At 68.8% G+C, this 14,825-nt stretch carries 12 protein-coding genes; 9 read left to right on the top strand and 3 right to left on the bottom strand.

Translation table 11 applies throughout. The features are described 5' to 3' along the window. Positions 1 to 539: 539 nt before the first annotated feature. From AB0K35_RS05770 to AB0K35_RS05750, 5 genes are all read left to right on the top strand, one after another. On the top strand, positions 540 to 2,180 hold the full coding sequence (locus AB0K35_RS05770; RefSeq protein WP_238668339.1) for an ABC transporter substrate-binding protein: 1,641 nt from the start codon (positions 540 to 542) through the stop codon (positions 2,178 to 2,180). A 148-nt stretch (positions 2,181 to 2,328) separates the two neighbouring features. Next, on the top strand, positions 2,329 to 3,255 hold the full coding sequence (locus AB0K35_RS05765) for an ABC transporter permease (protein ID WP_091406376.1): 927 nt from the start codon (positions 2,329 to 2,331) through the stop codon (positions 3,253 to 3,255). Next, positions 3,248 to 4,216 (top strand): ABC transporter permease, encoded by a 969-nt coding sequence (locus AB0K35_RS05760; RefSeq protein WP_238668338.1) that lies wholly within the window; start codon positions 3,248 to 3,250, stop codon positions 4,214 to 4,216. The genes AB0K35_RS05765 and AB0K35_RS05760 overlap by 8 nt, the downstream gene beginning before the upstream one ends. Before the next feature lie 26 nt (positions 4,217 to 4,242). Further along, positions 4,243 to 5,271, top strand: coding sequence for an ABC transporter ATP-binding protein (locus tag AB0K35_RS05755; protein WP_091406372.1), 1,029 nt, complete (start codon positions 4,243 to 4,245; stop codon positions 5,269 to 5,271). Continuing rightward, positions 5,264 to 6,277 carry a dipeptide ABC transporter ATP-binding protein gene (locus AB0K35_RS05750; protein WP_308193446.1) on the top strand — a complete coding sequence of 338 codons (1,014 nt, stop codon included), beginning with the start codon at positions 5,264 to 5,266 and terminating at the stop codon, positions 6,275 to 6,277. The genes AB0K35_RS05755 and AB0K35_RS05750 overlap by 8 nt, the downstream gene beginning before the upstream one ends. Positions 6,278 to 6,456: 179 nt before the next feature. Here AB0K35_RS05750 and AB0K35_RS05745 read toward each other — a convergent pair whose 3' ends face one another. After that, the gene (locus AB0K35_RS05745; protein WP_363883970.1) at positions 6,457 to 6,846 is read right to left on the bottom strand and encodes a chorismate mutase; all 390 of its coding nucleotides are present in this window, start codon (positions 6,844 to 6,846) and stop codon (positions 6,457 to 6,459) included. A gap of 326 nt (positions 6,847 to 7,172) precedes the next feature. Between AB0K35_RS05745 and pcrA the strand changes: the two genes are divergently transcribed. Then, on the top strand, positions 7,173 to 9,578 hold the full coding sequence (gene pcrA / locus AB0K35_RS05740; RefSeq protein ID WP_363883968.1) for a DNA helicase PcrA: 2,406 nt from the start codon (positions 7,173 to 7,175) through the stop codon (positions 9,576 to 9,578). A gap of 105 nt (positions 9,579 to 9,683) precedes the next feature. On the opposite strand, the gene AB0K35_RS05735 is transcribed toward pcrA, so the two are convergent. Both AB0K35_RS05735 and AB0K35_RS05730 read right to left on the bottom strand, forming a co-directional pair. After that, positions 9,684 to 10,451, bottom strand: a complete 768-nt coding sequence (locus AB0K35_RS05735) for a M23 family metallopeptidase (RefSeq protein ID WP_357367153.1) — start codon at positions 10,449 to 10,451, stop codon at positions 9,684 to 9,686. Between the two features lie 272 nt (positions 10,452 to 10,723). Further along, positions 10,724 to 11,431, bottom strand: a complete 708-nt coding sequence (locus tag AB0K35_RS05730) for a M23 family metallopeptidase (protein ID WP_238668334.1) — start codon at positions 11,429 to 11,431, stop codon at positions 10,724 to 10,726. A gap of 485 nt (positions 11,432 to 11,916) precedes the next feature. On the opposite strand from AB0K35_RS05730, the gene AB0K35_RS05725 reads away from it, so the two are divergent. The 3 genes from AB0K35_RS05725 (at position 11,917) to sucD (ending at position 14,821) form a co-directional block, all read left to right on the top strand. Further along, positions 11,917 to 12,321: a cobalamin B12-binding domain-containing protein gene (locus AB0K35_RS05725; RefSeq protein ID WP_030491849.1), complete on the top strand. Its 405-nt coding sequence runs from the start codon at positions 11,917 to 11,919 to the stop codon at positions 12,319 to 12,321. Positions 12,322 to 12,752: 431 nt separating this feature from the next. Continuing rightward, positions 12,753 to 13,931 (top strand): ADP-forming succinate--CoA ligase subunit beta, encoded by a 1,179-nt coding sequence (gene sucC / locus AB0K35_RS05720; protein WP_091406357.1) that lies wholly within the window; start codon positions 12,753 to 12,755, stop codon positions 13,929 to 13,931. A gap of 2 nt (positions 13,932 to 13,933) precedes the next feature. Beyond that, positions 13,934 to 14,821 carry a succinate--CoA ligase subunit alpha gene (sucD, locus tag AB0K35_RS05715; RefSeq protein WP_238668331.1) on the top strand — a complete coding sequence of 296 codons (888 nt, stop codon included), beginning with the start codon at positions 13,934 to 13,936 and terminating at the stop codon, positions 14,819 to 14,821. Positions 14,822 to 14,825: the final 4 nt, after the last annotated feature.

Raw genomic sequence — 14,825 nt, 5'->3', positions numbered from 1 at the left:
CGCCCTCGTACACCCAGCCGATGATCGTGTCCGGGTAGCCGTAGGGGCCCTCATCCGGACGGGTCGAAACGTGAGTGGAGACGGACGTCCCGGCGGGCTCGGGTGACCTCGGCGCTCGCGCAGGGGCCGAGGCCCACTGTTCGGGTGGCGCAACGTATTTCCTGCTCAGTGCCGCCCGCGTCGGGCGTTTTATGATCATTTTTCAAGTATCGGCAACGTGGCGGGCAACTAACGGCTTGATAACGGCACCTTCACGGAAGAGGCCAGTGGGTGTCACAGTGGCAGCACCTCACCATCGGTGTGTGGCACTCCGTACGCCCCACGACCACGATTTCGCCGATCTCGGCGGCCCGTGGCTGTGTCGGTTGCGTCGTGTCAGGCCTCGTTGGTGGGGGAGCCCGGCGGATCGGAACATCAGGGGTGTCCCCAACTTCCCTGTGGTCCCGGCGACCCGCGCCCCGGGGTGGTCGGGCGGTGTCACCCCCAAACGTGCGTGAAACCCACGACGGAACCTGGTTAGAAAGAGGAGGCCCCTCGGAATGAGAGTCTCGAAGCGGGCGACGAGCGCTATCGCGCTCAGCGCGGCTGCCGCGCTTGTCGCGAGCGGTTGCTCGAGCGGCGGCGACGGCGACACTGCCGCCAGCGCGGACGGCTCGATCGTTGTTCACGGCGTCCAGCCGGAGAACCCGCTGGTCCCGTCGAACACCACGGAGACCGGTGGCGGCAAGATCATCGACTGGATGTGGACCGGCCTGGTCGAGTACCCGAACGACGGTGGGGCCCCGCGTAACGCGCTGGCGGAGTCCATCAACACCACGGACTCCAAGGTCTTCACGATCAAGATCAAGGCCGGTACCAAGTTCCACGACGGTACCGAGGTCAAGGCGAAGAACTTCGTCGACGCCTGGAACTGGGCCGCCTACTCGCCGAACGGCGCGCAGAACGGCACCTTCTTCGCGGACATCGCGGGCTTCGACCAGACCTACACCACGGACCCGGATGGCGCGGACGGCCCGAAGAAGGCCCCGACGCCGACGACCGACAAGCTGTCCGGCCTGAAGGTCATCGACGACCAGACCTTCGAGGTCACCCTGTCGGCGCCGACCGCGGTCTTCCCGACCAAGCTCGGCTACAGCGCCTTCATGCCGCTGCCGGACGTCTTCTTCACCATGAAGCCGGAAGAGTTCGGCAAGACGAAGCCGATCGGCAACGGCCCGGTGAAGTTCGTGTCCTGGGAGGACAACTCCCTCATCAAGCTGACGCGCTTCGACGACTACAACCTTCGCGACAAGATGAAGGTCAAGGACGTCGACGTCAAGCTGTACCAGGACGACAACGCCGCCTACGCCGATCTGCTGGCCAACAACCTCGACTTCATGGAGGTTGTCCCCACCTCGGCGCTCGCCGGTGACAAGTGGAAGACCGACCTCGGTGACCGGGGCCGCTCGACCGTCACGCCGTCGACCGCGTTCATCGCGTTCCCGGTCTACGACAAGCGCTTCGCGAACCCGAAGCTGCGTCGTGCGGTGTCGCTGGCCGTCAACCGGCAGGAGATCTCGGACAAGATCTTCTTCGGTACCCGCAAGCCGGCCGACAGCTGGGCGAACCCGCTGACCCCGGGCGCCAAGCCGGGCAACTGCACCGCCTGCAAGTTCGACCCGGAGACGGCCAAGACGCTGCTCGCCGAGGCCGGTGGCTTCAGTGGTGAGATGGTCTTCTACTACAACGCGGACTCCGCCCACAAGGACTGGATGGACGCCGTCGCGCAGCAGGTCAAGACCAACCTCAACATCAACGCGCGGGCCGAGGGTGTGCCGACCTTCGCGGTGTTCCGCCAGAACATCAACGCCCACAAGATGACCGGCCCGTACCGTGCTGCCTGGCAGCAGGACTACCCGGACGTCGAGAACTGGGTCAACCCGCTCTTCGTCACCAACGGCTCCTCGAACGACGGCCTCTACAGCAACACCGAGGTCGACGCCCTTGCCAAGCAGGCCAGCGGCGCGCCGAGCCTGGAGGCCTCGCACGAGGCGTTCGCCAAGGCGGTCGAGAAGGTCGACCAGGACGTCCCGAGCATCCCGGTCTACTTCTACGGTCAGCAGTCCGGCCACTCGGAGAAGATCAAGAAGCTCGAGCTGAACAACGTCGGCGAGATCGACATCACCTCGGTCGAGCTCTGATCCGAACGGTCTGACCCCGGGTCGGGCTCGCCACATCCGGTGAGCCCGACCCGGGGCCGTTCCGCGATTGGGTGTTACAACACTCCACTCGCACGTTGTCACCACCGTGTCGGCCGTCCGACGCGCCCCCTGTCTGGAGGACCACCCCATGGGCCGTTATCTGTTGAGACGGCTGCTCCAACTCGTGCCGGTCTTCATCGGTACGACGTTCCTGATCTACTGGCTCGTCTGGGCCGTTCCGGGCGATCCGTTCGCCGGCAAGTGCGGCGAGCGTCGCTGCCCGGACCAGTACATCGCCTTCATGACCGAGAAGTACCACCTCGACCAGAACGTCTTCGTGCAGTACGCCAACTACATGAAGAACCTGCTCCAGGGCGACTTCGGTCAGACGTTCTCGCAGCGCGAGATCAGCGACATCATCCTGACTTCGTACCCGAACACCCTGAAGCTGGCCCTCGTGGCTCTCGCCATCGAGGCGATCATCGGCCTCGGTGCCGGCGTCCTCAGTGGTCTGCGGCGTAACGGCTTCCTGGACAACCTGGTCCTGGTCTCCACCCTGTTCCTGATCGCGCTGCCGGTCTTCGTGGTCGGCTTCGTGCTGCAGTGGCTGCTGGGTGTGCAGTGGGGCATCATCAAGCCGACCGTCTCCTCCGAGATGCGGTGGTCCGAGTTGATCGTTCCGGGCTTCGTGCTGGGCAGCGCGTCGGTGGCGTACATCGCCCGGGTGGCACGAACGAGCATCGCCGAGAACCGTCGCGCCGACTACGTGCGGACCGCCATCGCCAAGGGCCTGCCGATGCGCCGGGTGGTCGGCGTGCACCTGCTGCGCAACTCGCTCATCCCGGTGGTGACCCTGCTCGGCACCGACCTCGGTGCCCTGATGGGTGGCGCGATCGTCACCGAGGGAATCTTCGGCATCAACGGAATCGGCCGTCAGGTCTTCCGGGCGATCATCACCAAGGAAAGCGCCACGGTGGTAGGAATCGTGGTCGTCCTGGTGCTGGTCTATCTCGTGATGAACCTGCTGGTTGACCTGCTCTACGCCGCCCTGGACCCGAGGATCCGTTATGAGTGACCCGAGTACCGCATCGATCGTCAGCACCCCTGGCGCACACCCCACCGACTCCGCCGCTCCCGCCACCGCGGGCCAGCCGCAGAGCAACGAGAAGCCGCGCGGCCTGCTCGGCGACGCCTGGCGGGATCTGCGGCGCAAGCCGCTGTTCTGGATCTCGGCCACGCTGATCGTGATCTTCCTGTTGATGGCGGCCTTCCCGGCGCTGTTCGCCCCGGGCGACGCGGTCAACGGCTCGCTGTCCCGCAGCCTCGACAAGCCGTCCGCCAATGGCTGGTTCGGCTACGACGTGCAGGGCCGCGACGTCTACGCCCGGGTCATCTACGGCGCACGGGCCTCCATCGTGGTCGCCGTGCTCTCCGTGATGGGCACCCTGCTCATCGGCGGCACCATGGGCATCATCTCCGGTTACCGCGGTGGCTGGGTGGACGCGCTGCTCAGCCGGATCGCCGACGTCTTCTTCGGCCTGCCGTTCGTGCTCGGCGCGATCGTCATCCTGACCACCTTCAACGGGTCGGGCGCCGGCAACAGCAAGGCCCAGATCATGGGCCTCGTGATCGCGTCGCTGATCGTGCTGAGCTGGCCGGTCGTGATGCGGCTGATGCGCTCCTCGGTGCTCGCCACCAAGGAGGCCGACTACATCGTGGCGGCCCGCGCGCTGGGTGCCGGCACCGGCCGGATCATCCTCAAGCACCTGCTGCCGAACTGCCTGGCCCCGCTGCTGGTCTACGGCACGATCATGGTCGGCTCGTTCATCGGCGCCGAGGCCACCCTGTCGTTCCTGGGCGTCGGTCTGAAGTCGCCGGTGGTGTCCTGGGGCATCATGATCAGTGATGGGCAGCAGTTCGTCCGGGTCGCGCCGGGGCTGGTGTTCTTCCCCGCCGCGTTCCTCGTCACCGCAGTGCTGAGCTTCGTGATGCTCGGTGAGTCGGTCCGCGAGGCCCTCGATCCGAAACTCCGCTAGGGGAGATCCAGTTGTCCGACATTCTCGTGTCCGAGCAGTCAGCGCCGGGACCCGGCGGGTCCGGGCGTCCCTCCGGCCGCCTGCTCGAGGTCGACGACCTGCGGGTGGAGTTCCGCACCCGGGACGGCGTCGCAAAGGTCATCAACGGGGTCACGTACCACGTCGACGCGGGGGAGACCCTCGCCGTGCTCGGCGAGTCCGGCTCCGGTAAGAGCGTCACCGCGCAGACCATCATGGGCATCCTCGACACGCCGCCCGGCTTCGTCACCGGTGGGCAGGTCCGCTTCCACGGCAAGGACATGCTCCGCATGTCCGACGAGGAGCGGCGCCGCATCCGCGGCGAGGGCATCGCGATGATCTTCCAGGACGCGCTCTCCGCGCTGAACCCCGTCTTCACCGTCGGGTTCCAGATCGCCGAGCAGTTCCGGGTCCGGCGGGGCATGGGCCGCGCGGAGGCCAAGAAGCGCGCGATCGACATGCTCGACCAGGTCAAGATCCCGAACGCCAAGGGCCGGTTCAACAACTACCCGCACCAGTTCTCCGGCGGTATGCGGCAGCGCGCGATGATCGCGATGTCGCTGGCGCTCGACCCCGAGGTGCTGATCGCTGACGAGCCGACCACCGCGCTCGACGTGACTGTGCAGGCCCAGATCATGGATCTGCTGGCCGAGCTTCAGCGCGAGCGGCAGATGGGCATGATCCTGATCACCCACGACCTCGGCGTGGTCGCCGACGTCGCGGACCGGATCGCTGTCATGTACGCGGGCCGGATCGTCGAGGAAGCCGACGTGTACGAGCTGTACGCCAAGCCGGCGCACCCGTACACGCTGGGTCTGATCGACTCCATCCCGCGCCTCGACGAGAAGGGGCAGCAGCTCCGGACGATCAAGGGCCTCCCGCCGAACCTGATGAACATCCCGCCGGGCTGCCCGTTCAACCCGCGGTGCCCGATGGCTCAGCCGGTGTGCCGGGAGAAGGTCCCGCCGCTGCTGCAGGTCGGCCCCGCCCGGGCCAGCGCCTGCCACTTCGCCGAGGAGCTGGTGAACCGTGTCTGAGAACATCCTCGAGGTCAATGACCTGGTCAAGCACTACCCCGTCACGCAGGGTGTGGTGTTCAAGAAGACCGTCGGTCAGGTCAAGGCGGTCGACGGGGTCTCGTTCGGGCTGCGCGCCGGTGAGACGCTCGGTGTGGTCGGCGAGTCCGGCTGCGGCAAGTCGACGCTCGCCCGGGTGCTGATGAACCTGGAGAAGCCGACCGCCGGCAACGTGGTCTACAAGGGCCAGGACATCTCCAAGCTGTCCGGTGGGGCGTTGCGGCGTCTGCGCCGGCAGATCCAGCTGGTCATGCAGGACCCGTACACCTCGCTGAACCCGCGGATGACCGTCGGCGACCTGCTCGGTGAGCCGTTCGAGATCCACCCGGAGGTGGCGCCGAAGGGCAGCCGCCGGGCCAAGGTCCGCGAGCTGCTCGACCTGGTCGGGCTCAACCCGGAGCACATCAACAGGTACCCGCACCAGTTCTCCGGCGGCCAGCGCCAGCGCATCGGCATCGCCCGCGCGCTCGCGCTGCGGCCCGAGATCATCGTCTGCGACGAGCCGGTGTCGGCGCTGGACGTCTCCATCCAGGCCCAGGTCATGAACCTGCTGGAGCAGTTGCAGGGCGAGTTCGGCCTGTCGTACGTCTTCATCGCGCACGACCTGTCGGTGGTCCGCCACCTCTCGGACCGGGTCGCGGTGATGTACCTCGGCAAGATCGTCGAGATCGGCACCGAGGACGAGATCTACGAGCGGCCGACCCACCCGTACACCCAGGCGCTGCTCTCCGCAGTGCCGGTGCCGGATCCGACCCAGCGGAACAACAAGACGATCATCCGGCTCACGGGGGACGTGCCGTCGCCGATCAGCCCGCCCTCGGGCTGCCGGTTCCGGACCCGCTGCTGGAAGGCGCAGGACGTCTGCGCCGAGCAGGTCCCGCTGCTGGAGATCCGACGGGGCTCGGACCACCCGAGCGCCTGCCACTTCGCGGAGAAGCGCGAGATCGTCGCCAGCCACGAGGTGTGAGTCACCGAAACCGCCTGCCGCCGTCACCACGACGACGGCAGGCGGTTTCGTCTGTCAGTGACCCGGATCGGCCGCGCGGCCGCCCGGCAGCCCACGCGGCGTCAGCGGGCCGTGTGTGGCCAACTCGGGCGGTGTGGCTCACCAGGTCGCCTCACCGGGGCCTGGACGGCCCGGGCGGCTCACAGCGGCCCGCGGCCCGCACGGAGCAGCAGCAGGGCAAGTTGGGTGCCGTCGGCGCCGAGCGCGACCCGGAAACGCTCCAGGATCTCCCGTTCCCGGGAGAGCACCAGGCGAGTCCCACCGGACGCCATCCGGGTCACCCCGACCTCCTGGGACAACGCGGCCCGCTCCTGCCAGAGCGTGATCAACGCGTGGTCGATCTCGTCGATCCGTTCCCTGATCTGCACGATCCGCGCCGAGGCGGACGGCTCCTGGGTGCCGGTCTGCTGCTCGGCCGGCTCGGCGTCCGCGCCGGTCGGTGGTGTGGCCACCGCCGGCTCAGCCCTCTGCGCGGCGGGCTGCCCCGGTCGGATCGGGCTGCCGCTCTGCTCCATCACGTCTGTCATCATCGGGTACCTCTCGCACTGTGGTGCCCGGTGCCCGGAACCTGGGACGGAAAAAGCCCCGGACTCCAGGAGCCCGGGGCTTTAGCAGGTCTGAATCGATCAGGCGCGACCTACGGCTGCCGGACTCCCGGTGCCATAGTAAAAGTAGAAGCGCGCAGCGATCACGTGGTCGAGTATGCCCACGTCGTTGCCGGGTGCGCAAGCATTCGGCGTCGCGAAGGGCACCTTTCCCGCCTGTGGGCGTGCCGGGTGGTGGTGCGCGCCGTCGGGCACGAGCTGCTGAGCGCCAGCGGCGCAGTGTCGGGCCGGCGGCATAGACTTGTCGGGCGATGCATCCTCTCTTCGACATCCCCGCGTCCCCGCCTGCGCCGGAGTCCGCGCCGGCCCGCCCGCACCGACCCGGGGCGGCCGCCGCGCGTCTCGATCCGCAGCAGCTGCTCGCCGGGCTGAACGGGCCGCAGCGCGACGCCGTCAGCCATGCCGGCTCGCCGCTGCTGATCGTTGCCGGCGCCGGGTCCGGCAAGACCCGGGTGCTCACGCACCGGATCGCCTACCTGCTCGCCGCTCGGGACGTGCACCCCGGCGAGATCATCGCGATCACCTTCACCAACAAGGCCGCCGGCGAGATGAAGGAGCGCGTCGCCGCGCTGGTGGGCCCCCGGGCCCGCCTGATGTGGGTGTCGACGTTCCACTCGGCCTGCGTGCGGATCCTGCGTGCCGAGCACGAGCACGCAGGCCTCAAGTCGACGTTCTCGATCTACGACGCGGACGACTCCCGCCGGCTGATGCAGTTGGTCACCCGCGAACTGGATCTCGACCCGAAGCGCTACCCGGCGCGTGGGCTGGCCGCCCAGGTCTCGAACCTCAAGAACGAGCTGGTCGACCCGGAGCAGTTCGCGGCGCGGGCCACCGGGCCCAACGAGCGGGCCCTCGCGGAGGCGTACACGCTCTACCAGCGTCGGCTGCGTGAGGCCCACGCCCTGGACTTCGACGACCTGATCATGACCACGGTGCACCTGCTCCAGTCCCACCCGCACGTCGCGGAGAGCTACCGCCGGCGGTTCCGGCACGTGCTGGTCGACGAATACCAGGACACCAACCACGCCCAGTACGTCCTGATCAAGGAGCTGGTCTCCGGCACCGACGGGCTGGAGCCCGCCGAGCTGTGCGTGGTCGGCGACGCCGACCAGTCGATCTACGCGTTCCGGGGTGCGACGATCCGCAACATCCTGGAGTTCGAACGGGACTTCACCGACGCGCGGACGATCCTGCTGGAGCAGAACTACCGCTCCACCCAGACCATCCTCAACGCGGCCAACGCGGTGATCGACCGCAACACCTCCCGCAAGCCGAAGCGACTGTGGAGCGAGGCCGGCGCCGGCGAGCAGATCGTCGGCTACGTGGCCGACACCGAGCACGCCGAGGCCGACTGGGTGGCTCGGGAGATCGACCGGCTGGTCGACGCCGACGAGACCCGCCCCGGCGACGTCGCCGTCTTCTACCGCACCAACGCCCAGTCCCGCGTCTTCGAGGAGGTGTTCATCCGGGTCGGCCTGCCCTACAAGGTGGTCGGCGGGGTGCGCTTCTACGAGCGCAAGGAGGTCCGCGACGCCCTGGCGTACCTGCGTTCGGTGGTAAACGACGACGACACGGTGAGCCTGCGGCGAGTGCTCAACACCCCGCGCCGGGGCATCGGCGACCGTGCCGAGGCGTGTGTCGAGGCGCTCTCCAGCCGCGACCGGATCTCCTTCGGCGCGGCGCTGCGCCGGGCCCGGGAGGCGCCGGGCATCTCCAGTCGGGCGGCCAACGGCATCGCGGACTTCGTGGCGTTGCTCGACGGCGCCCGCGAGCTGGCCGAGACCGGCACCCCGGAGGAGGTGCTGGAGGCGCTGCTGACCCGCTCCGGCTACCTCACCGAGCTGGAGGAGAGCCTGGACCCGCAGGACGCCGGCCGGGTGGACAACCTCCAGGAGCTGGTCAGCGTCGCCCGCGAGTACACCGAGCGGATCGAGGCACTGGGCGAGGAGGGGGAGCGGGCCACCCTGGCCGGCTTCCTGGAGCAGGTGGCGCTGGTCGCCGACGCCGACCAGATCCCCTCCGACGACCCCGACCACCAGGGTGTGGTCACCCTGATGACGCTGCACACCGCCAAGGGGCTGGAGTTCCCGGTGGTCTTCCTGACCGGGCTGGAGGACGGCGTCTTCCCGCACCTGCGCTCGCTGGGCGACACCCGCGAGTTGGAGGAGGAGCGCCGACTGGCGTACGTCGGCATCACCCGTGCCCGACAGCGGCTCAACCTGTCCCGGGCGGTGACCCGCTCGGCCTGGGGGCAGCCGTCCTACAACCCGCCGTCGCGCTTCCTGGAGGAGTTGCCGACCGAGTTGGTGCACTGGGAGCGGACCGAGGGGTCGTACACCTCGTGGGCTGGCGGGGGCGGCGGCGTCGGTGGCCGCGCGGACCGCGCGCCCGGCGCGCGTGGCAACTTCACCGGGGGTACGCCGAAGGCGGCGCAGCTGGCCCAGCGGCTCGGCGTGGACGCCAGCCGGCTGACCACGGCCAGCGAGCTGCCACAGGGGCCGAAGGTGTCAGCGGGCGACCGGGTCAACCATCAGCGGTACGGGTTGGGGCGGGTGCTCGCCGTCGAGGGGCACGGCCCGGGTGCCCGCGCGCAGATCGACTTCGGCGACCAGACCATGTGGCTGGTGCTCCGGCACGCCCCGGTCGACAAGCTCTGACCCCGGCATCCCCAAGATCGCACCAAATCAAGGAAAGAGTGGCCTCGCGTACCGCTGAGGCCACTCTTTCCTTGTTGTTGCGCCGGACCGCGCGGGGATGTCGCCTCAGCAGCCCAGGTCGACGCCGCGGGCCCGCATGAACGGGGCCGGGTCGATCTGGTTCCACATGCCCTGGTGCACCTCGAAGTGCAGGTGCGGGCCGGTGGCATCGCCGGTGGCGCCCTCGTAGCCGATGACCTGGCCGGCCTTCACCTTCTGGCCGACGGTGACCGCGATGCGGCTCTGGTGGGCGTAGTGGGTCAGGTAGCCGTTGCCGTGGTCGATGAAGACGGAGTTGCCGTATCCGTCGGAGGCGTCGCCGGCCTGGGTCACGGTGCCGGCGGCCGCCGCGTGGATCGGCGTACCGGAGGGCAGCGCCAGGTCGATACCGGCGTGCAGGGTGCCCCAGCGCTGTCCGTAGCAGGACGTGACGGCTGCGCCCGGCATCGGGTCGACCCAGGCAGGTGTGGGCCTGGTGGTCTTCTTCGGCTTCGGCTTGGCCTTCGCGGCGGCCGTCTTCGTGGGGGCCGGGCTGGCGCTGACCGCCGACGGGCTGGGCGTCGGGCTGAGCGAGGGGACGACCGGGGTGCTCGACTCACGGACCGAACGGTCGGCCCGGCTCGCGGCCTCGGCCCGGGCCTGGGCGTCGAGGGAGACGGCGGCGGGTGCCGGGTGGTCGGTGCCGCTGGTGGCGACGGCGACACCGCCGAGGCCGAGGGCTACCAGGGCGGCGGCCCCGAGCACGATGAGGCGGTTCCGTCGGCCGGTGCGCTGCGGCGCGGTCTGGCTGGTGTCGGGGGTGTTCTCGTTCTGGACGGGGCTGTCTTCCTGCACGGCGGACCTTCACAGTCGAGGGGCACTTGACCTCGAAATACTGGTGTCGGGCCGAGGTGGGGCAGGCGCGGGGACCGAACCCTCGAAGGGAGGGCTGACGGTCGGTGCCCGGATATGACCCGCTGTGCAGCGCTACATCCGGAAAAGTGATCATGTTGGTGGGTGCCTTCGGTCACATTCGACGCTGTGACCCGGGATACATCCGCCAGGACCGCACAACGCAAAACCGCCCGGATCGACAGATCCGGGCGGTCAGCGGTCGTTACGCATCGTCAGCGGTCGGCTACCTCGCTGTAGATTGCCTCGACTTGCAGCTTGATGTCCACTCCGCGCTCCTGGAGGAACGGCACCGGGTCGGTCGGCTGCCCCTTGACATGGATCTCCAGGTGCAGGTGGGTGCCGTACGCGTGGCCGGTCTGACCCACGAGGCCGAGCTGGTCGCCCGCCTTGATCTGCTGGCCCTCCTTGACGCTCACGGCGGAGGAGTGGCCGTAGATGGCCTCGCTGCCGTCGGCGTGTTGGACGATCACCGCGTTGCCGTACCCGCCGAACCAGCCGGCCTTGGTGACCAACCCGTCGTGGATCGCCACGTAGGGCGTGCCCTCGCCGGCGACCAGGTCCACGCCGGTGTGCATCTTGCCCCAGCGGACGCCGTAGGGGGAGTTGAAGTCGTAGCCCTGCAGCGGCAGCAGCCAGACCTCGGGCTCGGCGCTGTCGGTGCTGCGGCTGTCCCGGGAGGCGCGGTCGGCGTTGTCGGCACGGGCCGCGGCGTCCTGGCTGGTGACCGACGCCTGCTTGAGCTCGTCGAGAACCGTCGGGCTGACGTCCTTGGCGTCCGGCAGGGCGCTCGCGCCGAGGGCCACGATGCCGGCACCGACGAACGCGGTGGTGACGACAGCGGCGTAACGGCTGCGGGGTGGGGTGGGTACGCGGCGGCGACCGCGATATCGATCGGGCTCAGACGACAGGCGCTGGCGCACGCACACCCTCCGTTGTCGGGGTTCCGAAGCGGCCGGTGGCGTCCCCTGAAGCCTCAGTGGAACGTCCGCTGACCGCGTCGTCACCCGTCCATGGACCTGATGACAACCGTGGACACGTTAGCCAACCGCCAGGCGAGTCACAAGCTAGACCGAAAAATTGGCGTGTCGATCTGTCCGTTTGCGTCCATGATTGTCATGCATCGCGACGCCGAACGGTGCCCCCGTCGCTGCCCGTTCGTCGCCGAGCGTGACCGTTCCGGCGGAGTCGTCCGACTTGACTCCGAACCGCGCCGGGATGACGTCCCCGGCCCTGCCAGCGACGCGACCGTGGCGAAGCCGGCACGGCACCAGGCCGGACCTCTCCGGGTTGCGCGGTGGGCACGCCGGGTAACGGCCGGTGACGGAGCCCGGATTTCCCGGGCCGGGCCCGCCGGGTTACCGTTCGTTAAGGTGATGGCGGTCAAGCCGGTGAAAGGTGTGCGCTGATGAGCTCTCGGATTCGGGTCGTCGTCGCGAAGCCTGGCCTGGACGGCCACGACCGGGGCGCGAAGGTCGTCGCGCGCGCCCTGCGGGATGCCGGGATGGAGGTCGTCTACACCGGCCTGCACCAGACTCCTGAGCAGATCGTGGAGACCGCCATCCAGGAGGACGCCGACGCTGTCGGCCTGTCGGTGCTCTCCGGCGCGCACATGACGCTGTTCCGGCGGGTGCTGGAGCTGCTCGGGGAGCGGGACGCCCGCGACATCGTCGTGTTCGGCGGCGGCATCATTCCGAACGGCGACATTCCCGAGTTGGAGAAGCTGGGCGTCGCGAAGATCTTCACGCCGGGCGCCACCACCCAGGCGATTGTCGAGTGGGTCCGACAGAACGTGGCCCAGCCGGTTTCCTGAGGCACGCCGATCTGCTGCGCCACCGAATTTGGGCACGGGGGAGGGGCCGGACGCACCCCTCACACGTCCGGCCCCTCTATGCACGATGCCCCGCCGCCACCCCTCGACCGACAGGGCATCGGCCGTATCCCGTCTTTGCGCTGTTCAGCGCTCCGACATCTGACTCAACGACGCCCCCACGGCGGGGTTACGCAAGCCGGACAACATCGCCCGGACGGTGGATGCCAACCGAGTCGTGGCCGGAAACCGGCCACACCTGATGTCCGGTTGTGCATTACCGCACACCGCGCACCCGCTCGGTTGCCGGCGGTGTCGACCTCGCTAGGCTGCGGCCAATGGCCTGTTTCAACTGATGACAGGCGTCAAACTGTTTTCTGAACGCTGGTGGCGGCGCGACGGCGCGCCGCGGAGACGGGACGGGACGCGCAATCGTGGACCTGTACGAGTACCAGGGGCGGGACCTGTTCGAGCGGCACGGCTTGCCCGTGCTGGCCGGCGGCGTCGCCACTACCCCGGAAGAGGCCCGCGCGATCGCCGAACGTCTTGGCGGCCGTGTGGTCGTCAAGGCGCAGGTAAAGGTCGGCGGCCGAGGTAAGGCCGGCGGCGTCAAGCTGGCCGAGGGCCCGGATGAGGCGGTGGCTCGCGCCACCGACATCCTCGGCATGGACATCAAGGGTCACACCGTCCACAAGGTCATGATCACGGTGACCGCGGACGTGGCCGAGGAGTACTACTTCTCGTACCTGCTCGACCGGGCGAACCGCACCTTCCTCTGCATCGCCAGCGTCGCTGGCGGCATGGACATCGAGCAGGTCGCCGCCGAGACCCCCGACAAGGTCGTGAAGGCCCCGATCGACGCCGTGAAGGGCGTGGACGAGGCCAAGGCCCGCGAGATCGTGACCGCTGCCGGCTTCCCGGCCGAGGTCGCCGACCAGGTGGTCGAGATCGCCGTCGGCCTGTGGCAGGCGTTCGTCGCCGAGGACGCCACCCTGGTCGAGGTCAACCCGCTCGCCAAGAACGGCGACGGCCGGATGCTGCTGCTCGACGCCAAGATCAGCCTGGACGAGAACGCCGCGTTCCGGCACCCGGACCACGAGGCGCTTGTCGACCAGGCAGCCGTGGACCCGCTGGAGCAGGCCGCCAAGGCCAAGGACCTCAACTACGTCAAGCTCGACGGCGAGGTCGGCATCATCGGCAACGGCGCGGGTCTGGTCATGTCGACCCTCGACGTGGTCGCGTACGCCGGTGAGCGGCACGGCAACGTCAAGCCGGCCAACTTCCTCGACATCGGCGGTGGCGCGAGCGCCGCGGTGATGGCGAACGGGCTGGAGATCGTGCTCTCCGACCCGGCCGTGAAGAGCGTCTTCGTCAACGTCTTCGGCGGCATCACCGCCTGCGACGAGGTCGCCAACGGCATCATCCAGGCGCTGGCCCTGCTGGAGCAGCGCGGCGAGCAGGTCACGAAGCCGCTCGTCGTCCGTCTCGACGGCAACAACGCCGAGGCTGGCCGGGCGATCCTGGACAGCGCTAACAACCCGCTCGTGCAGCGGGTGGACACCATGGACGGTGCGGCCGAGCGGGCCGCCGAGCTGGCAGCTGCGGGGGTCTGATCATGGCTATCTGGCTGACCAAGGACTCGAAGGTCATCGTCCAGGGGATGACCGGTTCCGAGGGTTCCAAGCACACCCGGCGGATGCTGGCCGCCGGCACCAACGTGGTGGGCGGCGTCAACCCGCGCAAGGCGGGTCAGACCGTCGACTTCGACGGCACCGAGCTGCCGGTCTTCGCGTCCGTAGCGGACGCGATGGCCGAGACCGGGGCCGACGTCACAGTCATCTTCGTGCCGCCGCAGTTCACCAAGGCCGCCGTGGTCGAGGCGATCGACGCCGCGATCGGCCTGGCCGTGGTGATCACCGAGGGTGTCCCGGTGCACGACACCGCGTCGTTCTGGGCGTACAACGTGGCGCAGGGCGAGCGGACCCGGATCATCGGGCCGAACTGCCCGGGCATCGCCTCGCCGGGCGCGTCCAACGCCGGCATCATCCCGGCCGACATCACCGGCTCCGGCCGGATCGGCCTGGTCAGCAAGAGCGGCACGCTCACCTACCAGATGATGTACGAGCTGCGCGACATCGGTTTCTCCACCTGCGTCGGCATCGGCGGTGACCCGATCATCGGGACCACCCACATCGACGCCCTCGCGGCGTTCGAGGCCGACCCGGAGACCGACGCCATCGTCATGATCGGTGAGATCGGTGGCGACGCCGAGGAGCGGGCCGCCGAGTTCATCAAGACCAACGTCACCAAGCCGGTGGTCGGCTACATCGCCGGCTTCACCGCTCCGCCCGGCAAGACCATGGGTCACGCCGGTGCGATCATCTCCGGCTCGGCCGGCACCGCCGAGGCGAAGCAGGCGGCGCTGGAGGCCGTCGGCGTCAAGGTCGGCAAGACGCCGACCGAGACCGCGAAGCTGATGCGGGAGATCATGTCCGGCAGCTGAGCCG

Source organism: Micromonospora sp. NPDC053740, assembly GCF_040677775.1.
GTDB classification, from domain to species: Bacteria; Actinomycetota; Actinomycetes; order Mycobacteriales; family Micromonosporaceae; genus Micromonospora; species Micromonospora alfalfae.
The sequence above is the reverse complement of the archived record's forward strand: the minus strand, read 5'-3'. Positions and strand labels throughout refer to the sequence as shown.

What these genes read in the sequence shown, in the direction of transcription:
- AB0K35_RS05760 (WP_238668338.1), top strand. Translation starts at nt 3,248, where the DNA reads ATGAGTGACCCGAGTACCGCATCGATCGTCAGCACCCCTGGCGCACAC.
- AB0K35_RS05770 (WP_238668339.1), top strand. Translation starts at nt 540, where the DNA reads ATGAGAGTCTCGAAGCGGGCGACGAGCGCTATCGCGCTCAGCGCGGCT.
- AB0K35_RS05765 (WP_091406376.1), top strand. Translation starts at nt 2,329, where the DNA reads ATGGGCCGTTATCTGTTGAGACGGCTGCTCCAACTCGTGCCGGTCTTC.
- AB0K35_RS05725 (WP_030491849.1), top strand. Translation starts at nt 11,917, where the DNA reads ATGAGCTCTCGGATTCGGGTCGTCGTCGCGAAGCCTGGCCTGGACGGC.
- pcrA (WP_363883968.1), top strand. Translation starts at nt 7,173, where the DNA reads ATGCATCCTCTCTTCGACATCCCCGCGTCCCCGCCTGCGCCGGAGTCC.
- AB0K35_RS05745 (WP_363883970.1), bottom strand. Translation starts at nt 6,846, where the DNA reads ATGATGACAGACGTGATGGAGCAGAGCGGCAGCCCGATCCGACCGGGG.
- sucD (WP_238668331.1), top strand. Translation starts at nt 13,934, where the DNA reads ATGGCTATCTGGCTGACCAAGGACTCGAAGGTCATCGTCCAGGGGATG.